At 67.6% G+C, this 18,755-nt stretch carries 20 protein-coding genes; 15 read left to right on the forward strand and 5 right to left on the reverse strand.

Annotated features, from left to right (window positions below; translation table 11 throughout):
• The first annotated feature begins 7 nt into the window (after positions 1-7).
• From CTA01S_RS02740 to CTA01S_RS02765, 6 genes are read left to right on the forward strand one after another with little or no spacing between them, the layout of a single operon-like run.
• On the forward strand, positions 8-1,114 hold the full coding sequence (locus tag CTA01S_RS02740; RefSeq protein WP_026330332.1) for a VanZ family protein: 1,107 nt from the start codon (positions 8-10) through the stop codon (positions 1,112-1,114).
• Between the two features lie 9 nt (positions 1,115-1,123).
• A complete protein-coding gene (locus tag CTA01S_RS02745) occupies positions 1,124-1,450 on the forward strand; it encodes a (2Fe-2S) ferredoxin domain-containing protein (protein WP_062191913.1) in 327 nt (108 codons plus the stop codon).
• Positions 1,447-2,055, forward strand: coding sequence for an alpha/beta hydrolase (locus CTA01S_RS02750; RefSeq protein ID WP_019561823.1), 609 nt, complete (start codon positions 1,447-1,449; stop codon positions 2,053-2,055). Before CTA01S_RS02745 ends, CTA01S_RS02750 begins: the two co-directional genes overlap by 4 nt.
• A gap of 60 nt (positions 2,056-2,115) precedes the next feature.
• Entirely contained in the window at positions 2,116-3,270 is a 1,155-nt protein-coding gene (locus tag CTA01S_RS02755; RefSeq protein WP_062191916.1) for a D-alanyl-D-alanine carboxypeptidase family protein, read from the forward strand.
• Between the two features lie 39 nt (positions 3,271-3,309).
• Positions 3,310-4,197, forward strand: coding sequence for a D-amino acid aminotransferase (locus tag CTA01S_RS02760; protein ID WP_019561825.1), 888 nt, complete (start codon positions 3,310-3,312; stop codon positions 4,195-4,197).
• The gene (locus CTA01S_RS02765; protein ID WP_019561826.1) at positions 4,194-4,460 is read left to right on the forward strand and encodes a YbeD family protein; all 267 of its coding nucleotides are present in this window, start codon (positions 4,194-4,196) and stop codon (positions 4,458-4,460) included. Before CTA01S_RS02760 ends, CTA01S_RS02765 begins: the two co-directional genes overlap by 4 nt.
• Positions 4,461-4,480: 20 nt before the next feature.
• Here the strand turns inward: CTA01S_RS02765 and CTA01S_RS02770 are convergent, their stop codons facing one another.
• Positions 4,481-5,230, reverse strand: coding sequence for a tetratricopeptide repeat protein (locus CTA01S_RS02770; protein WP_084362266.1), 750 nt, complete (start codon positions 5,228-5,230; stop codon positions 4,481-4,483).
• A gap of 117 nt (positions 5,231-5,347) precedes the next feature.
• On the opposite strand from CTA01S_RS02770, the gene lipB reads away from it, so the two are divergent.
• Genes lipB through CTA01S_RS02785 form a run of 3 tightly spaced genes read left to right on the forward strand, consistent with a single transcriptional unit; the run spans position 5,348 to position 7,729 of the window.
• On the forward strand, positions 5,348-6,010 hold the full coding sequence (gene lipB / locus CTA01S_RS02775) for a lipoyl(octanoyl) transferase LipB (RefSeq protein ID WP_019561828.1): 663 nt from the start codon (positions 5,348-5,350) through the stop codon (positions 6,008-6,010).
• Positions 6,011-6,047: 37 nt separating this feature from the next.
• On the forward strand, positions 6,048-7,040 hold the full coding sequence (gene lipA, locus CTA01S_RS02780) for a lipoyl synthase (protein ID WP_019561829.1): 993 nt from the start codon (positions 6,048-6,050) through the stop codon (positions 7,038-7,040).
• Between the two features lie 2 nt (positions 7,041-7,042).
• Positions 7,043-7,729: a helix-turn-helix domain-containing protein gene (locus CTA01S_RS02785; protein WP_062191923.1), complete on the forward strand. Its 687-nt coding sequence runs from the start codon at positions 7,043-7,045 to the stop codon at positions 7,727-7,729.
• A gap of 108 nt (positions 7,730-7,837) precedes the next feature.
• On the opposite strand, the gene CTA01S_RS02790 is transcribed toward CTA01S_RS02785, so the two are convergent.
• Complete coding sequence (locus CTA01S_RS02790; RefSeq protein WP_198150752.1) at positions 7,838-8,092, reverse strand: hypothetical protein; 255 nt, start codon at positions 8,090-8,092, stop codon at positions 7,838-7,840.
• A gap of 447 nt (positions 8,093-8,539) precedes the next feature.
• Between CTA01S_RS02790 and CTA01S_RS02795 the strand changes: the two genes are divergently transcribed.
• Complete coding sequence (locus CTA01S_RS02795; RefSeq protein ID WP_062191933.1) at positions 8,540-9,400, forward strand: DMT family transporter; 861 nt, start codon at positions 8,540-8,542, stop codon at positions 9,398-9,400.
• Here the strand turns inward: CTA01S_RS02795 and CTA01S_RS02800 are convergent, their stop codons facing one another.
• Both CTA01S_RS02800 and CTA01S_RS02805 read right to left on the reverse strand, forming a co-directional pair.
• Positions 9,401-9,898 (reverse strand): TlpA family protein disulfide reductase, encoded by a 498-nt coding sequence (locus CTA01S_RS02800; protein WP_019560622.1) that lies wholly within the window; start codon positions 9,896-9,898, stop codon positions 9,401-9,403.
• Between the two features lie 124 nt (positions 9,899-10,022).
• Positions 10,023-11,201, reverse strand: coding sequence for a hypothetical protein (locus CTA01S_RS02805; protein ID WP_062191937.1), 1,179 nt, complete (start codon positions 11,199-11,201; stop codon positions 10,023-10,025).
• 126 nt (positions 11,202-11,327) lie between these two features.
• Here CTA01S_RS02805 and CTA01S_RS02810 point away from each other — a divergent pair, with 126 nt between their 5' ends.
• Genes CTA01S_RS02810 through CTA01S_RS02825 form a run of 4 tightly spaced genes read left to right on the forward strand, consistent with a single transcriptional unit; the run spans position 11,328 to position 13,853 of the window.
• Positions 11,328-11,858 (forward strand): hypothetical protein, encoded by a 531-nt coding sequence (locus tag CTA01S_RS02810; protein ID WP_019560620.1) that lies wholly within the window; start codon positions 11,328-11,330, stop codon positions 11,856-11,858.
• Positions 11,855-13,120: an MFS transporter gene (locus CTA01S_RS02815; protein WP_062191942.1), complete on the forward strand. Its 1,266-nt coding sequence runs from the start codon at positions 11,855-11,857 to the stop codon at positions 13,118-13,120. The genes CTA01S_RS02810 and CTA01S_RS02815 overlap by 4 nt, the downstream gene beginning before the upstream one ends.
• A gap of 48 nt (positions 13,121-13,168) precedes the next feature.
• Positions 13,169-13,615: a PTS sugar transporter subunit IIA gene (locus tag CTA01S_RS02820; RefSeq protein ID WP_019560618.1), complete on the forward strand. Its 447-nt coding sequence runs from the start codon at positions 13,169-13,171 to the stop codon at positions 13,613-13,615.
• Positions 13,584-13,853 carry an HPr family phosphocarrier protein gene (locus tag CTA01S_RS02825; protein WP_019560617.1) on the forward strand — a complete coding sequence of 90 codons (270 nt, stop codon included), beginning with the start codon at positions 13,584-13,586 and terminating at the stop codon, positions 13,851-13,853. Before CTA01S_RS02820 ends, CTA01S_RS02825 begins: the two co-directional genes overlap by 32 nt.
• 47 nt (positions 13,854-13,900) lie before the next feature.
• Here CTA01S_RS02825 and CTA01S_RS02830 read toward each other — a convergent pair whose 3' ends face one another.
• Positions 13,901-14,743, reverse strand: a complete 843-nt coding sequence (locus CTA01S_RS02830; RefSeq protein WP_084362267.1) for a GNAT family N-acetyltransferase — start codon at positions 14,741-14,743, stop codon at positions 13,901-13,903.
• A 215-nt stretch (positions 14,744-14,958) separates the two neighbouring features.
• On the opposite strand from CTA01S_RS02830, the gene CTA01S_RS02835 reads away from it, so the two are divergent.
• Positions 14,959-18,672, forward strand: a complete 3,714-nt coding sequence (locus tag CTA01S_RS02835) for a PAS domain-containing protein (RefSeq protein ID WP_062191946.1) — start codon at positions 14,959-14,961, stop codon at positions 18,670-18,672.
• The last annotated feature ends 83 nt before the right edge of the window (positions 18,673-18,755 follow it).

Genomic DNA, 18,755 nt, shown 5'->3' on the forward strand with positions numbered 1-18,755 from the left:
GGCGCCGGTGCCGGCTCATCGCAGTTCGTTGGTGCCGCTGGCGCTGCTGTATGCCGCGCTCATCGTCTATGCGAGCCTGTACCCCTTCGGCGACTGGGTCACCCCCCATCAGCCGCTGTGGGCCTTCATGCTGGAGCCCTGGCCGCGCTGGTGGACCGGCTTCGACCTCATCTCCAATCTGCTGGGCTACCTGCCCTTGGGGATGGCCGTGGCCGGTGCGGCATTGCGCGGCGGCCGCTCGCGCGGCTGGGCCTTGGGCCTGGCCTTGGGCTGCGGCATGCTGCTGTCCGGCGCCATGGAGACGCTGCAAAACTTCCTGCCGCAGCGCGTGCCGTCCAACCTGGACTGGGCCCTCAACGCGCTGGGCACCGCTGCCGGCGCGCTGGCCATGCTGGCCTTACAGGCCATGGGCGCGCTGGGGCGCTGGCAGGCCTTGCGTGAGCGCTGGTTCATCGAACGCAGCGCCGGCGGCTTGACGCTGTTGCTGCTGTGGCCCTCGGCCCTGCTGTTTCCCACCCCGGCGCCGCTGGGCGTGGGCCAAGTGGCCGACCGGGTGGACGATCTGGTGGCGCGCGCCTTGCAAGGCAGCGCCTTGGAAGGCTGGATCCAGGCCCCGGTGGCCAGCGCCGTGGCCAAGCTGCCCGCGGTCACCGAGCTGGTGGTGGTGGCCCTGGGCCTGCTGGCGCCGTGCCTGTTGGCCTTCTCGATCAGCCCGCCGCGCTGGCCGCGCTTGGTGTTGGTGGCCGGCGCGCTGGCGCTGGGCTTTGCCACGACCACCTTGTCCACCGCGCTGAGCTATGGCCCGCAGCATGCACTGGCCTGGATCACGCCGGCCACCCCGGTGGGGCTGACCGTGGGGACGGCCATCGCGCTGGCGCTCATCCCCGTGCCGACGCGCGCGGCCGCTGCGCTGGGCTTGGTGGCCATCACCGCACTGGCCGGCTTCGTCAACGACGCGCCCGCCGATCCCTACTACGCCCAAAGCCTGGCAGCCTGGGAACAGGGCCGCTTCATCCGCTTCCATGGCCTGGCCCAATGGGTCGGCTGGCTGTGGCCATATGCCGTGCTGGTCTATCTGATCGGCCGCGCGGCCGCGCGGGAGCGCGCCCCTTAAAATCCTCCGATGAGTTATTACGAGCGCCACGTCTTCTTCTGCCTGAACCAGCGTGACAACGGCCAGTCCTGTTGCGCCGATCGGGCCGCCGAGGCCGCCTTCGATCACTGCAAGTCCCGCGTCAAGGCCGCCGGCCTGGCCGGCCCAGGCCGGGTGCGGGTGAACCGGGCCGGCTGCCTGGATCGCTGCGCTGGCGGCCCGGTGGTGGTCATCTATCCCGAAGCCACGTGGTACACCTATGTCGATCTCGCCGACATCGACGAGATCGTCGAGCGCCATTTGCAGCACGGTGAAATCGTCGAGCGGCTGCTGCTGCCTCCCGATGTCGGCCGATGAACGCCCAGACCGAAAAATTTCAGCTCCCCGGCCCAAGCGGTGAGCTCGAATGTGCCGTCGATACCCCCAGCAGCGGGCCTGCCTGCGGGCTGGCCGTGTTGGCGCACCCGCACCCCTTGCACGGGGGCACGATGGACAACAAAGTCGTGCAGACCCTGGCGCGCGCCTTCGTGCAGCGCGGCTGGCGCACGTTGCGCTTCAACTTCCGCGGCGTGGGACGATCGCAAGGCGGCTGGGACGCCGGCCGGGGCGAGATCGACGACATGATGGCCGTGATCGATCAGTGCCGGCAGAACGGGGAACCTTTGGCCCTGGGCGGATTCTCTTTCGGGGCTTATGTGGCCTCACACGCTGCTTGGCGACTGGGCGAGCCGGTGACCCACCTGGTGCTGGTCGGCCCGGCCACCGGCAATTTCCAAGTGGCGCCCGTGCCGGCCCACACGGTCGTGATCCATGGGGAGCTCGACGAGGTGGTGCCTTTGCAATCCACGCTGGACTGGGCTCGACCGCAGCACCTGCCCATCGTGGTCGTGCCCGGAGTGGGCCACTTTTTCCACGGGCAGCTGCCACTGCTGAAGACCTTGGTGCTGCGTGCCCTGGCCTGAGGCGGTGTGCGCACACACCGTCGGGTCCGCGCCCGCCGCACCTGAACCGACTCCACACCGATGAAACGACTGATTGCCTCCTTGCTGACCATTGCTTCACTGGCATGGGCCGCGCTGTCTTCCGCGCAGCCGCTACCGCCCCCAGACGTGGCGGCCAAGTCTTATGTGCTGCTGGACATGAACAGCAACCAAGTGCTGGCTGCCCGCGAGCCGGACACCCCCTCGGACCCGGCCTCACTGACCAAGCTGATGACCGCTTATGTGGTCTTCAGCGCGCTGCGCGACAAGCGCCTGTCGCTGGAACAAGAACTGCCGGTTTCGGTGCGCGCTTGGAACGAACGCAAGGGCGGCGCCTCGGTGATGTTCATCGAACCGCGCATGCGCGTGAAGGTGGAAGATCTGCTCAAGGGCATGATCGTGCAATCCGGCAACGACGCTTCGGTCGCCCTGGCCGAAGGCGTGGCCGGCAGCGTGGAGGCCTTCGTGGAGCTGATGAACCGCGAGGCCCAGCGTATGGGCCTGAAGAACACGCGCTTTGCCAACGTCACCGGCATGACCGAGCCCGGCCACCACAGCACTGCGCGCGATCTGTCGGTGCTGGCTTCACGGCTGATCACCGATTTTCCCGAGTACTATCCGATGTACTCGATTCGCGAGTTCCGCTTCAACAACATCACCCAGCCCAACCGCAACCTGCTGTTGCGCCGCGACCCCAGCGTGGATGGTCTCAAGACCGGCTACACCGAAGCCGCCGGCTACTGCCTGATTGCCTCGGCGCAGCGCGAATTCCCCAACGGCAAGCGCCGCCTGCTCAGCGTGGTGCTCAACACCACCTCGATGGAAGCGCGCGCCAACGAAAGCCAGCGCCTGCTCAACTGGGGCTTCCAGGCCTTCGACACGCTGCGCTTGTTCGACGGCGGCCAAGCCGTGGTCGAGCCGCCGGTGTGGAAGGGCAAGGCCCCCAAGGCCCGGCTGGGAGCGGCAGCCCCTCTGTTCGTGACCGTGCCGCGTGGTCAAGGGGACAAAATCACCACCAAAATCGAGCGCATCGACCCGCTGGTGGCCCCGCTGCAACAAGGGCAGACGGTGGGCCGCATCAAGGTGCTGCTGGGCGACTCCGTGATCACCGAAACCCCTCTGGTGGTCCAGGATGCCGTGCCCGAGGCCGGTCTGCTCGGCCGCGCCTGGGATGCCATCCGGCTGTGGATCCAGTAATCTCTTACCCTCGTTCGCGCCGCACCGAAGGAGCCGATCATGCAAGCCTTGCCCGACACCCTGTGCTACCTCAATGGCGAGTACCTGCGCCTGTGCGATGCCAAGGTGTCCGTCTTGGACCGTGGCTTCATCTTCGGCGACGGCTGCTATGAGGTCGTGCCGGTGTACGGGCAGCGTCTGTTCCGCTTCGAGGAGCACATGGCGCGACTGGAACGCTCGCTGGCCAAGCTGCGCATCCCCAATCCGCACTCGCGCATGGAGTGGCTGCAGCGCATGCGCAAGCTCATCGCGGCGCATGCCGAGCAGGAAGGCGCCCGCGATCAGCTCGTCTACCTGCAGCTGACCCGCGGCGTGGCCCTGCGCGACCATGTGATGCCGCCGGACATCGCGCCCACCGTCTTCATGATGGTCAGCACGATGAAGCCCGCCACCCCCGAGCAACGCCATGCCGGTGTGGCCTGCACCACCGCGCGTGACTTCCGCTGGGAGCGCGGCGACATCAAGTCGATTTCCTTGCTCGGCAATGTGCTGGCGCGCCAAATGTCGGCCGATCAAGGAGCTGCCGAGACCATCCTGTTCCGCAACGGCCACCTCACCGAAGCCTCGGCCAGCAATGTGTGGATCGTGCAAGAAGGCGCCGTGCTGGGCCCGCCCAAGAGCGAGCACGTGCTCGAAGGCATCCGCTATGGCTTGATCGCCGAGCTGTGCGAAGAACTGGGCATTGGCTTCAACCTGCGCCCCATCAGCGAGGCCGAGGTGTTTGCCGCCGACGAAATCATGCTGTCCTCGGCCACCAAGGAAGTGCTGCCGGTCACGCGCCTGGATGGCCAGCCCGTGGGGCACGGCGCCGGCAAAGGCAAGCCCGGGCCGGTCTATGCCCGCCTGTACGAAGCCTATCAGCGCGCCAAGGCCGAACAATCGATATGAGCCCCGACCGCTCCCTGATCGAATACCCCAGCGCCTTCCCCATCAAGGTGATGGGCCCCAATGTCGATGGATTCGCCGCGGCCATGGTCGAGGTGGCTTTGCGCTTCGACCCGAGTTTCGACCCGGCGACGATCGAAATGCGCCCCAGCCGCAGCGCGAACTACCTGGGCCTGACCCTGACGGTGACGGCCACCAGCCGCGAACAGCTCGATGGGTTGTACCAGGCGCTGAGCTCGCATCCGATGGTCAAAGTGGTGCTGTAACACGCCTCCAAGCACGCGCCTCAAAGCGCCCGCCCGCGCAACAGCGCGTCCATTTCCTCGACTTTGTACGGCGCGATCTCATCCCCGCTCGCAGCAGCCGCCTCGTACCAATCACGCGCCTGGCGAACATCCTTGGGCACGCCCAGGCCCTTTTCGTACATCGACGCCAGCAAGTACTGCGCCGCCATGTCGCCTTGCCATGCCGCACGGCGATACCACTGTGCCGCCTGGGCCCAGTCCTGAGGCACGCCACGCCCCAAGTAGTAGGCCGTGCCAACGGCCACTTGGGCCTCCACATGCCCGCGAGCAGCCGCCTTCGAGTACCACTGCACCGAGCGCGCATGGTCGGCCCGGCCGGTCAGGCCGCGCTCATAAATCTCGCCCAAGGCATGTTCGGAGCGCACGAAGCCTTGGGCCGCCGAGGCTTCCAGCAGCGCGATCGCCTTGCCGATGTCGGGCCGGGCGGTCTCGCCGCGCACATGCATCATCGCCAAGTTGTAGCGGCCCACCGGGCTGCCCTGCTCGGCCAAGGCAGTGAACCGGCGCTCGGCCTGCGCCCAGCGCCCGGCCTGGTGATCGGCAAGGGCCTCGAAGATCTCGCGCCGATCCTGCACGCCGCGCGGCGGGCTCGGCGACCTCACGCCGCCATCGGCCCCGAAAACCGGCGGGACCCAGACCGCTTGCAGCAGCACCAAGCCACAGGCCAGCGCCAAGATCTTCAGGGCCGGCATCCGGCCGCTGCGCATCCGTGTTGGCTGGGTCCACCTCATGGCCGTCTCCTGCCGGGGGCATGGTCCCCGCACCTTAAGCACGGTACCCCAAAGGCGATGACCCGGCCAGCCGCGTGGATGCCCAGCCGCTCGTGCCAGGCCGATAGACTCTCGACCATGGAGATCCGTTGGCTCGGGCGCGTCGAATATCTGCCCACCGTCGAGGCCATGCAGGCCTACACCGAATCACGCACCGCGGACAGCCCCGACGAGCTGTGGCTGTGCGAGCATCCGCCGGTCTTTACCCTGGGGTTGGCCGGCAAGACCGAGCATCTGCTCGCCCCGGGACACATCCCGGTGGTGTCCACCAACCGAGGCGGCCAGGTGACCTACCACGGCCCCGGCCAAGTGGTCGCTTACCCTCTGGTCGATTTGCGCCGATTGGGCCTCTACGTGAAGGAATATGTCCACCGGCTCGAGCAGGCCGTGATCCAGACGCTCGACAGCTTCGGCGTGACCGGCCATCGCGTCAGCGGCGCGCCGGGCGTCTATGTGAATCTGGCCGACCCCTTCGGTCACGCACGCCTGCGGCCCGACCGGCCCGACCCCTTCGCCGGTCTGGGCAAGATCGCCGCGTTGGGCCTCAAAATCAGCCAACACCGCAGCTACCACGGCCTGGCCCTGAACGTGGCAATGGACCTGAGCCCCTACGAACGCATCCACCCTTGCGGCTACGCCGGCCTGCGCAGCATCGACTTGGCTACACTTGGGGTTTCCACCGACTGGGACACGGTGGCCAGCCGCCTGAGCGAACGCCTGCAGGCCCATTTGAGTCCCTGACACCGCAGCCGGCCGGCTGCGACGGAGCACCCCGCGCATGTCCACCTCCAACGTCGTCCACCAGGTCCAGCCCAGCGGCACCTACGACGCCACGGCCAAGCAAAAGGCCCAGGCCAAGACCGCGCGCATCCCCATCAAGATCGTGCCGGCCGCCCCCCTCAAAAAGCCCGACTGGATCCGCGTCAAGGCCGGCTCGCCCAGCACGCGCTTTTACGAAATCAAGCAGATCCTGCGCGAGCACAAGCTGCACACCGTGTGCGAGGAAGCCTCCTGCCCCAACATCGGGGAGTGCTTTGGCAAAGGCACGGCCACCTTCATGATCATGGGCGACAAGTGCACCCGCCGCTGCCCCTTTTGCGATGTGGGCCACGGCCGCCCCGACCCGCTGGACCCCGACGAGCCGATCAACCTGGCCAAAACGATTGCCGCACTCAAGCTCAAGTACGTGGTGATCACCAGTGTGGACCGCGACGACCTGCGCGACGGCGGCGCCGCCCATTTCGTGGAGTGCATCCGCCGCACGCGCGAACTCTCCCCCCACACCAAGATCGAGATCCTCACGCCCGACTTCCGCGGCCGCATGGACCGTGCGCTCGAGATCCTCAAGGCCGCGCCGCCCGACGTGATGAACCACAACCTCGAGACGGTGCCGCGGCTGTACAAGGAAGCCCGTCCGGGCTCAGACTATCAGTACAGCCTGAACCTGCTCAAGCGCTTCAAGGAATTCGCCCCCCATGTGCCGACCAAAAGCGGCCTGATGGTCGGTCTGGGCGAGACCGACGAAGAAATCCTCCAGGTGATGCGTGACATGCGCGAACACGGCATCGACATGCTCACCATCGGCCAATATCTGGCCCCCTCGAACCACCACCTGCCGGTGCGTCGCTATGTGCACCCCGAGGTGTTCAAGATGTTCGAGCAAAAGGCCTACGAGATGGGCTTCACCCATGCCGCCGTGGGCGCGCTGGTGCGCTCCAGTTACCACGCCGATCAGCAAGCGCACCAAGCGGGCGTGGCCGACGCCGTCTGAGCATGGAGGCGGTCGCCCGCCTGAGTCGGCGCCAGTACGGCGAATCGAAGGGCAGCCATGCCCACGATCATTTCCAGCTCCTGTGGGGCTGGCATGGCGCTTTGGAGCTGGAGATCGAAGGCCGCGGCACGCGCGTGGTGGCCGGCCGCCTGGCGGTCATCGCCCCCGGCCAGCGGCATGACTTCTGGTCCGCCGGCGGCAGCACCTGCTTCGTGCTCGATGCCAACGACAGCGCCCATCCGGCACTTGCGGCCCTGGCCGGTCGCGTGCTGCCCCTGGACGGGACGGCCTTGCATCTGCTGCGTTTCCTGGCCAGCCGCCACGATCTGGCCGATCTGCAAGGCCCGGCCACCGCGCTGCTGCTATCGACATTGCCCAGCGAAGCCGCCGCGCCGCGCCGCACGCGACGGCCCATCGACTGGGGGCGGCTGGACGCTTGGATCGACGCCCACCTGGGCGAGCCCTTGGACGTGGCCGACCTGGCGGCACAGGCCTGCCTGAGCCCCTCACAGTTCACCGCCCGGTGCCTGGCCGAAACCGGGCAGGCACCGATGGCCTACGTGCGCGAACGCCGCCTGGCCGCGGCCCGCCGGCTGCGCGCTCAGGGTCTGCAGGTGCAGGAGGTGGCGCTGCGCTGTGGCTACCGTTCACCGTCGGCGCTGACGGCGGCGCTGCGGCGTCGGGGCTGATCTCGCCTGGGCACCGAGACGGCCCAGCGAGGCATCACTGGATCCCCGATCTTTCGCGGCTCGAGGATCGGCGAGCCTTCTCCGACATGCGCCCACGCTGATAAAGCGCTACACCCAGGAAGCACCCCAGTCCAAGCCGACCACAAGGCCGAAACCCGCTCCCACCACCGTGCTCGCCACCGTTTCAACGAAGAGCTTGTACAGGGCGTAGTCGTCGCCAATGCGGCGCAGCAGGTCCAGGTTGCCCGGGCTCATCAGCGTCGATGTCGTCCCCAAGGCCACAGCCCCTGGAGCCAACAGCAGGTTGCTGTGCTGGGCCCAGGCCAAGACCCAAAGAGCCCTCTGCTGCGATGGGTCTTGCACCGGTTCAAGCCACAAGGGCCTCCCCCCCGCCGGGCACGTGCGCGGGCACACAGTCGCTCGATCTCAGGATCATTCCGGGGTGCAAAGGGCAAAGGCGGGTTCGTGCGCAGATGGGGGTTGAGCGCCTGGAGCGTTTGCAGCACGTCTTCGTGATGGCAAGACGATGGTGAGCTGCCATAGACGCTTTGAATCAATGCCGGCAAGGTATCGCCAACTTGGACCGGATACTCGAAGTACAAGGGGCGGTTCATGGTTCCTCCTGATGTTGTGGTGATCCGTCCGTGCCCTGGCATCCTAGGCCAATCCGCTTTGGGCGAGCCTGGCCTGGACGTATCCAGGGGTGAAACCTGGTTTCGAGGCGTAGGCCCTATCAAACCGTGATCGCGCGACGACCGACCCGCGTGGCGCGACGATCGCGCCGCGCGCCCGCGGCTATGCTCGCCTGCCATGAACTCCGAGACCCCGACTGCAAGCCGCGGCCGTTCCGCTTCCCACCTGTACGCCCTCGGCGCGATCGCGCTGTGGGCCTCATTGGCCACCTTGGGCGTGGCCTTGTCGCATGTGCCGCCCTTTCTGCTCACTGGCGTCGCCCTGGTGGTGGGCAGCGTGCCGGCCTGGCCCTCGTGGCGGCAGTGGCGCATTCCGCTGCGCACCTTGGCTTTGGGGGTCTATGGACTGTTCGGTTTTCATTTCCTGCTGTTCATCGCACTGCGCCACGCGCCGGCGGTGGAGGCCAATTTGGTGAACTATCTGTGGCCGCTCCTGATCGTGGTGATGGCCCCGCTGTTCCTGCCCGGCCTGCGGCTGCGCCCGGTGCATGTGGGGGCCGCACTGACCGGCTTCGCCGGCGCGGCGCTGGCGATCGCCGGCGGGCGCGAGTTGGCCGGGGGGTGGTCCTGGGGCTATGTCGCGGCGCTGGGCTCGGCCTTCGTCTGGGCGAGTTATTCGTTGTGGACGCGGCGCGTGGCGCATTTCCCGACGGCGGCCATCGGGTTGTTCGGTCTGGTCTCCGGCGGGCTGTCGCTGATCTGCCACTGGGCGCTGGAGCCGCGCGTGGCACTGTCGGCACAGGACTGGGGCCTGCTCGTGCTGATGGGGTTGGGGCCCCTGGGGGCCGCCTTCTTCCTGTGGGACAAGGCGCTCAAGACCGGCGATGCGCGGCGCATCGGCATCCTGAGCTATCTGACACCGCTGGCCAGCACGGTGCTGCTGGTGCTGGTCACCGGACGCAGTGTGTCGGGCTGGATCGTGGCCGCTGCGGTGCTCATCATCGGCGCGGCCCTGGCCGGGGTGCGGGCCCGCGCCTGATCAGGCTTCGGACAGCAGGCGCTCGATGAGCTGGTGCAACTGCGCAAAGTCGGGCTCGCCGACATAGCGCTTGACGACCTGGCCGCGCTTGTCCACGACGAAGGTGGTGGGCGTGAGCTTGACCTCGCCGAACCGTCGGGCCACCTCGCCGGTGTTGTCGATGGCCACCTTGAACGGCAGTTGACGGCTGTGCGTGAAGTTGGACACATAGGCCGGCGGGTCGTAGCTCATCGCCACGGCCACCAGGTCGAACCCACGCTCATGGTACTTGCGATAGGTCTCGACGAGCTCGGGCATTTCCTTCACGCAGGTCACACAGCTCGTGGCCCAGAAATTCACCAACACCACCTTGCCGCGCAGTTCGGCGAGGTTTTCCTTGCGGCCGTCCAGCAGCACATAGTCCACGGCCGGAGCCTGATCTCGGGACAGGGCCATCCAGCCAGTGACGGCAAGAACCACGGCCACCACGGCGGCGGCCCACAGGGCAGGTTTCTTCATCGGGGGCACTCCATGTGCAAGGCGCCAGTGTACGGCCAGGCCGCTGCGCCTGCCCGGCGCAGGGGCGGCCGATCCGCACGGAAGGAGTCGCACCCGTGGCAAAAGTTCGCCCTGCCCCAAGGGCTCACATGGTTTTGGCCAACTCGAACACCAGGGCCGACGGCAGCGAGCTGAGGATGGCCCCGCGCCCCACGCGCGCGATCGTGGCATGTCCGAAGCCCGAGGCTTCGAACATGTCCCCTTCTTCGACGATCTCGATGAAGACCAGGTCGGGCGCTTCATGCAGCAGGTCTTCACGCCACTGGTTGAAGCGCTCACCGCGCAGGATGGATTCGATCAGGATGGCGTGCGGCAGGCCCTCGCGGCAAAAGGCCACGGCCTCGTCCAGGGACGACACGAAATCGAGCACCAGCCCCATGTGTCGGACCGCCTCGCGCACTTGGGCACGCACCTCACGCCGCGATGCCACCACCAGCACGTGGCTGCCGGCCAAGGGGCGCGAGTTGGCCGAGGACGCCGCAAATCCGGTGTCTTCCTCGACCACGCTGAGGCCCGGCAGCTGATCGGCCACGGTGCGCGGAAAACACAGCGTCACGGCAGTACGCGACTCATCGTCTTGGCGCTGCAGTTCCAACCCCAGGGTGTCGGCGGCTTGCCGCACGAGGCACCAGCTCACGTCATCGAGCAGGGGCCGCTCGTCCTGCAAGGACAGCGCGGCAGCCACGGGGCTCGGCCCGACCTCGTCGGGCGCCGTGTGATGAAAGCGGCACTGCAAGCGGGCCTGGACCGGCCAGGGCTTGGTGTCCAGCCGCAGCTCGATCGCCCCTTGGGCATGCGTGAACGCCCAGTCCAGCAGCGTATTGAGCAGGGAAAACAGCAGCGCCGGATCGACGATCACCTCCACGGGCTTGAGCACCTGGCGGATCTCCAGCCCATGGGACTGGCTCTCGCGACTGCGGTGCGCCAACACGCCTTGCAGCATTTGCGTCAGATGCAGCCGCTCGGCGCTTTGGCGCACGCGACCGGAAGCCAAGCGCACGATTTGCTGACTGCACATGCCCACGCGCCGGGCGCGTTCGAGCTCGTCGCGCAAGCTGCGCAGGCTGCGTCGGTCGATCTGACCGGTGGCGATCAGCGCATGCACCCGCTCCAACGCACGGCTCAAGGGCGTGGAGACTTCCTCCCCGATCTGGGCGAGCAAGCGGTGCCAGCGCTCGACGGCCGGCTCGGGCACCGAGGGCATGGCCTCTGCCGGCCGCTGGCGCCCGGGGGGCGTCGGGCCGGAGAGCTCAGACAAGTCCATGGACGCTCCAGCGGCGTAGCAACGCAACGATAGTGCCACCAGTATTCCGAGAGGTGACAAAGGGTGTCGATCCCCCGATCGGGGGCCTGCGAGCGAGAGTGACGCCGGCGGCGGATAATCGGCACGATGTCCCCTCGAATCCTCGTCGGTCTGGCTTTCGCGCTGGGAGTGGCGCTGGGAGTGTCGGCTTGTGCGCCGACACTGGATTGGCGCGAGGTGCGCCCCGAGGACGGCCGCTGGGTGGCGCTGTTTCCGTGCAAGCCCAAGACCCATGCGCGCAGCGTCGAGCTGGCGGGCACGCAGGTTCGCATGCACCTGTATGCCTGCACGGCCGCAGGCCACACCTATGCCCTGAGCTGGGCGGATCTCGGGGATCCGAGCCGGGTGACCCCGGCGCTGCGCATGCTGCGGCAAGCCACGGTGGCCAACCTCGACGCCCCCGAGCCGGTGCCCCAGCCGCTGCAAGTGCCCGGCATGACCCCCAACCCCGAGGCGCTGCGCGTGCGTGTGAGTGGCCACTTGCCAGACGGTCAAGCCGTCACCCATGTGGCCGGCTACTTTGCCCATGCGACCCGCATTCACCAAGTCAACGTGGTCGGCCCCGAGCCGCCGGAGGAAGCCGTCCAAACCTTCTTCGAGGGCTTGCGCCTGCCATGAAGCCGCCGCGCCCGGCCGATGCGCCATTGCGCACACGGCAAGCCCTGGTGCTTTTTCTGGTGTTTGCCTGGGCGTATTTCCTCTCGGCGCTGATTCGCGCGGTGACGGCCACCCTGGCGCCGACCTTGAGCGCCGATCTGGGCCTGAGTTCGGGTGATCTCGGCTTGCTGGCGGGCGCTTACTTCCTTGGTTTTGCCGCCATGCAACTGCCTTTGGGTCGGTGGCTGGACCGCTTCGGTCCACGCCGCGTGCTGATGGCCTTTTTGGGCATGGCGGTGCTGGGCTGCGCCGCTTTTGCATTGGCGCAAGGCTTCACGAGCTTGACGGTGGCGCGCATGCTGATCGGTGCGGGAGTCAGCGCCTGCTTGATGGCGCCGCTCACAGGCTTTCGGCACTGGTTCACCCCCACCCAGCAGCTGCGCGCGAACTCGTGGATGCTGATGACCGGCTCGCTGGGCATGCTGGCCTCCACACTGCCGGTGCAATGGCTGCTGCCGCTGACGGGCTGGCGCGGACTGTTCTGGCTGCTGGCCAGTGGCCTGATGCTGAGCATCGCCTGCCTGTGGGTGGCCGTGCCGCGCGATCGGCCACCGAGCGCACCGGGCGCGCCCGATCCGGCCACCGCCGAGGGCTATGGCGCCATTTGGCGCGAGCCGGCCTTTCGTCGCTACGTCGGTCTGGGCTTCGTCAACTATGGCGGCATGATCGCCCTGCAGACGCTGTGGATCGGCCCTTGGCTGGTGCAGGTGGCCGGCTGGTCGCCGGACGCCTCGGCCTCGGGCTTGTTCGTCGTCAATGCGTCCATGCTGCTGGCCTTCCTGGCGTGGGGACTGGTGATGCCGCGGCTGCAGGCCCGGGGCTGGTCCGCTGCCCGGCTCATCGTCACGGGCGCGCCATGGAGTCTGGGCGTGCTCGCGCTGAACTTGGTGCTGGGACCCCAGGCCACCGCCGGGCACTGGGCTCTGTATTGCGTGAGCTGCACTTTCATGGCCTTGGCACAGCCCCTGGTGGGACAGTCCTTCCCGCCCCATCTGGCCGGCCGGGCTCTGTCGGCCTACAACCTGGTGATCTTCGCCGGGGTGTTCGCCATGCAATGGGGCATCGGCCTGGTGGTGGACCTGGGGCGCGCCCTGGGGCTGGAGGCGATCGGCGCTCATCGCCTGGCGCTGGGCCTGTATGGCGTGCTGGCGGCCGGGGCCTATGTCCAGCACTGGCGGGCCCTGCGCATGGCCACCCCCCCGACCCGGGTGTCCGCCCGATGACACACACCCCAGGCGCGATGGGTCGATAATCCGTCAACGTCGTTTCCCATGCTTGGCATTCTCATCATCGCCCACGCCCCGCTGGCCAGCGCCCTGCAGGCCTGCGCGCGCCATACGTTTCCGGAGTGTGCAGCCACTCTCGAAGCCCTGGACGTGACCGCCCAGATGAGCATCGACGAAGTCGAGACCCGCGCGCGCGCGCTGCTGGCCCGAGTGCGCGCGCCCGAAGCGCTCATCCTCACCGATGTCTTTGGCGCCACGCCCTGCAATGTGGCCCAACGTTTGGCCGACGGCGTGCATGTGAAGGTCGTGGCTGGCGTCAACGTGCCGATGCTATGGCGCAGCTTGTGCTATCGGCACGAACCGCTGGACTCGCTGGTCGCGCGCGCGGTGGCCGGCGCCAACCAAGGCATCATGCAAGTGGGCCACACTGCTCCGCAAAATCAGGTGTCCTCCCCCGTCCATGCTCAAGTCACGAATCACCATCAGCAATAAGCTCGGCCTGCACGCACGGGCCTCGGCCAAGCTCACCAAGCTGGCCGGCAGTTTCAAAAGCGAAGTCCATCTCAGCCGCAATGGCCGACGCGTCAATGCCAAGAGCATCATGGGCGTGATGATGCTGGCCGCCGGCTTGGGCAGCGAGGTCGAAATCGAAACCCATGGCGAAGATGAGCAAGCCGCCATGGATGCGCTGCGCGCACTCATCGAAGACAAGTTTGGCGAAGGCGAGTGAATCGACCGTCCCGCGTGGCCTGATGGATGGGCGCTGTCGTCCGAGATTCATCCGCCCAAAAAGTGCCGGCGATATTTGGCCGGCAAATCGGCGATGCGCATCAACATGGGCAAGTCGGCCGTGTTGAAATCCGGATCCCAGGCCGGAGGCCCCAAGACTTTCGCGCCGCAGCGCAAGTAGCCTTTGATCAATGCCGGCGGCTCCACCGCGAGGTCGCGCTGCAACTCGTCCACCGGCAGCGGCAGGCGCGGCTGCACGCGGTATTCGATGGGGGCCAGATGCGTGTGGCGCAGCTGCTCCCACAGGCTGGCCGCATAGTGGCCGCCGTCGCGCATGCTCACGCTGGCGCAGCCCACCATGGTGTCCAGGCGGTTGCGCACCATGAACTCGGCCAGCGCCCCCCACAGCGCCAGGATCGCCCCGCCGCTGCGGTACAGCGGGTGCACGCAGGAACGGCCCAGCTCCACCATGCGGGCTCGCAGCGGACGCAGCCGCGTCAAATCGAATTCCGTCTCGCTGTACAAGCCACCGACCCGTCGCGAGGCCTCGGGCGTGAGCACCCGGTACGTGCCGATGACCGGGCCCGGCCCCCCCTCGCACGATGGGGCGCGCACCAACAAGTGCTCGCAATAGGCATCGAAGACATCGATGTCATGGCCCGGCGGGGAGCCCTTGGGCACGCTCAGACGCGCCCCCATCTCCTCGGCGAACACCTGGTACCTCAGCCGTTGCGCTTCGCGCACCTCCTCCTCATGGCGCGCCCAAACCACCTCCAGCCGCGCCCGGGCAGCCCCCTCAGCCGCGCCAAGGTCCCCAGTCGAGCCGTGAAGTGACCTCCGCGGCGCACGGATCTCGGCAATGGGCAAGGTCGGCAGCGGCAGGTCCCTCATGTCGTTCTCCGTTCTCCGAGATGGCATCGCCCTCAAGCCTAGGGATGCGTCATGACGTGGCCATGACCATGCCGTGACGCACTCGTGACTTCCTACCGGCCGCACCACCGAACCCAGGCCGACACCGAGGCTTCCCGATCCCAACCGGCCTGGCGGTCGTGTTACCGTGACGGCCTGATCGTCATCCCTCTGAGACCGGACATTCCGCAACACGCATGGATCGGCCCTCGCGCGCCTGCGACCCACCGACGCCCAGGCCAGCGGGCTGGCGCACCTGGCTGGAGGAACTGGCCACGCCGGCCCTGCCGCTGCAGCCACTGCGCGAGCTCACCGCCCGCATCCTGCTGGTGTTGGGCGCCGGTGGTTTGCTGCTGATCACACTGACCTGGGGCCTGGCGCCGCTGGCCCATCCCCCGAGTCTGGCCACCGGTTATGCGCTCAGCGCCACGGCGCTGGGCTTGAGTCTGTGGGTGCGCCGCAGCCAGCGCCCGTGGGCGGTGGGCTTGGCCGTCACGGTCTGCCTGTTGGGAGCACTGGCCTGGGTGGCCGGGCTGGGCACGGTGCAAACCACCCACCTCCTGATGCTGGCCCTGCCGGTGATCTACATCGTCTTCATCTTCGGGCCCTGGGCCGGCTTGTCGGCCGCGCTGCTGACGGCCGGCGTCATCTACGGCTTGGCCCATCTGCAAGCGCAAGGCCTGTATGGTCAGCCCAAGTTGCTGTCACCCTACAACCAGGCCTGGGCCTACCTGACATTCATCCTGCTGTGCAGCACCTTGGCCCTGGTGCTGCGGCAACGGCTGGTGCGATCCTCGACCGAGCAAGCGCGCCAGCGTCTCGAGCACGAGCAGATCCAAGCCCTGCAAAAGGTGCACCACCGTCTGGCCATGGCCGTGCGGATCGGACGCTTCGGCGTATGGGAATACGACCTCCTGCACGGCGAGTTCATCATCGACGACCGAGAGCGGGACATCTTCGGCGCTGCCCCCGGCTTGCAGCGCCCGCGGATGAAAGACTGGCTGCACGTGGTCCATGCCGACGACTTGGATCGCGTGCGCCAGTGTCTGCAGCGCGCCTTGGCCGGCCAAGGCGGCTACGACTGCCGCTATCGCATCGTCCGACGCGACCGCAGCGTGCGCTGGATCCACTCGGTCGGTGAAATCGAGCGTGATGAAGACGGCCGCATCGTGCGCTTGATCGGGCTGGACCGCGACATCACCGAGGAAGAAGAACGACTGCAACGCCTGCGCCTGGCAACCAAAGTCGCCAAGCTCGGCGTATGGGAATACGATTTCGCCACCGAGCGCTTCAGCTTCGACGCCTACGAACGCCAGTTGTTCGGCCTGCCCGAAGACGTGGAAGTGACCCGCCCGCTGCTGCGCGCCTGCCTGCACCCCGAGGACCTGCCCGGCGCGTTGGCCTCGATGCAAAAAGTCATCGAAGGCGGGGCGGAATATGAATCGCAATTTCGCATCCAACGCGACGGACAGGTGCGATGGTTGCGCGGCCTGGCCCATGTCGATCGAGACAGTCGCGGCCGCCCGGTGCGCATGCTCGGCGTCAACTGGGACGTCACCGAAGACGTCCAAGCGCATCTGGCCCTGCAAGACGTCAATCAGCGGCTCCTCATCGCCCTGTCCACGATCAATGCCTCGGTGTGGGAGTATGACGCCCAGGCGCGCCGGTTGCGCTGGGACGAGCGTGGCGCCGCACTGTACGGTATCGATGTCAACCGCGATCGGCAAGCCTGGGAATCGGTGCTCAGCCCCGAATGCGCCGAAGCCACGCGCCAGCGCATCGATGCTCTGCTCAAAGACCCCGGATGCAGCGAGTTCGATCTGAGCTACACCATCGAGCACCCCCAGCTCGGACGCCGCCACATCCGCTCGGTGGCCCGCAACGAACGCGACGCCAATGGTCGCTTGGTGCGCACCATCGGCTTGGACATGGACATCACCGCGCAAGTCGAGACGGCCATGCACGCCGAAATGTTGGCGCAGCGACTCCAGCTGGCCATCACGGCAGCCGGCATCGGCGTGTGGAGCAACCGCTTGTCCGACGGCGCCGTCGAATGGAACGAACAGCAATACCACATCTATGGCCTGCCGCCGCAATCGCCCATCTCCCGACAAGCCTGGCTCGAGCGCGTGCATCCCGACGACCGGGAGCGCATGGCGCGGGAAGTCGCCCACGCTCACGAGCACACGACGGGCGCCAGCTCCGAATTCCGCATCGTGCGCCCCGACGGGCAGGTCCGTCACGTGCGCGTCGTGGCCCGCGGCACCCGTGATGCCGCCGGGCATCCCACGGGAACCATCGGCCTGACCTTCGACATCACCCCCGAACGCCAAGCCACCGAGGCCATCCAGCGCGCCCGGGCTGCGGCCGAGGAGGCCAACCGCCTCAAGAGCGAGTTTCTGGCCAACGTCAGCCACGAAATTCGCACGCCGATGAACGCCATCATCGGCATGACCGAACTGGCCCTGGGCGGAGCCCTGCCCGCACGCGAGCGCGACCAAATCGCCAAAGCCAACGCGGCAGCACGCAATCTGCTGGTCGTGCTCAACGACATCCTGGACTTCTCCAAGATCGAAGCCGGCAAGCTCGACCTGGACCACACCGCGTTCTCGCTGCCGGCCTTGGTGGGAAGCGCGCTGGACATGGTGCGGCTGCAAGCCCAGGCCAAGGGCTTGACGCTGGACGTATCCATCGCGCCGGACGTGCCCGAACACTGCCTTGGCGACCCGACCCGGCTGGGCCAGGTGCTCACCAACCTGCTGTCCAATGCCGTCAAGTTCACCGAACGCGGCCGGGTGGACTTGCGCATCGCCCTGGCCAGCGCCGCGCCGGCCGACCGACCCATCGTGCGCTTCGAGGTGGAAGACACCGGCATCGGCCTGACCGAGGAACAGCAAGCGCGGCTGTTCGAGGCATTTGCCCAGGCTGATGCCTCGACCACGCGCCGCTTTGGCGGCACCGGGCTGGGCTTGGTGATCTCGCGCCGCCTGCTCGACCTGATGGGAGGACGCATCGGCGTACGCTCCAAGCCCGGCGGCGGCTCGCTGTTCTGGTTCCAATTGCCCTTGGAGCGGGAAACTCCCGGATCGACCGACACCGGCGACCGACTCGCCTCGCTACCCCGGCTCGATGGCCTGCGCGTCCTGCTGGCCGAAGACAATCCGCTCAACCGCGAGCTCGCCGTGGCCCTGCTCGAAAGTGCCGGCGCCCAAGTCCAGGCCGTCGACAACGGGGCCCAGGCCGTCTGCGCGGTACAGCAAGACCGCTTCGACCTGATCTTGATGGACGTGCAAATGCCGGTCATGGACGGATTCGAAGCCACACGCCGCATCCGTGCGCTGCCCGGCCCAGCCGCCCGCCTGCCCATCGTCGCCATGACCGCGCATGCCATGTCCGGAGACCGGGAACGCTCGCTGGCCGCAGGCATGAACGAGCACCTGACCAAGCCCATCGACAGCGCCGCCCTGCGCCACACCCTGGCCCGCCTGCGCCACAGCCTCACCGACGCGGCAGCCGGTGCCGCCGCGGCCCCATCCCCGCCCCCCACCCCCGCGCCATCGGCAGACGCCCCCCTGCCGCTGCTGGATGCGGCCCTGGGGGTGCGCCTGTGCGGCCAACGCGAGGACCTCTACCACCGAGCCTTGCAGCAGTTCGTGGCGCTGTACGCAGACTCCGGGCGCTTCCAGCCCGATGCCCGCCCCGACGCCGTGCAGCGCGAGGCGCACAGCCTCAAGGGAGCGGCCAGCAGCTTGGGGCTGTTGCGGCTGCAGCACCAGGCCGCACAGCTGGAAGCCCAGTGCAAATCCGCTCACCCCCTGCCCGCGGCCGACTTGGCGCAGCTGAACGACACCCTGGCCGCCAGTTGCCAAGCCGTGCGGGCCTACCTGGGCCGCACCACGCCCCCGCCTTGACTCGAAACAAGCCCTCCAGCCCCCCGAAGCCGCCGGGCCCGATACACTGTGGGCTGGACTCTACGAAACGGTCGCATTGGCGG

This window comes from Caldimonas taiwanensis NBRC 104434 (genome assembly GCF_001592165.1).
GTDB lineage: Bacteria > Pseudomonadota > Gammaproteobacteria > Burkholderiales > Burkholderiaceae_C > Caldimonas > Caldimonas manganoxidans.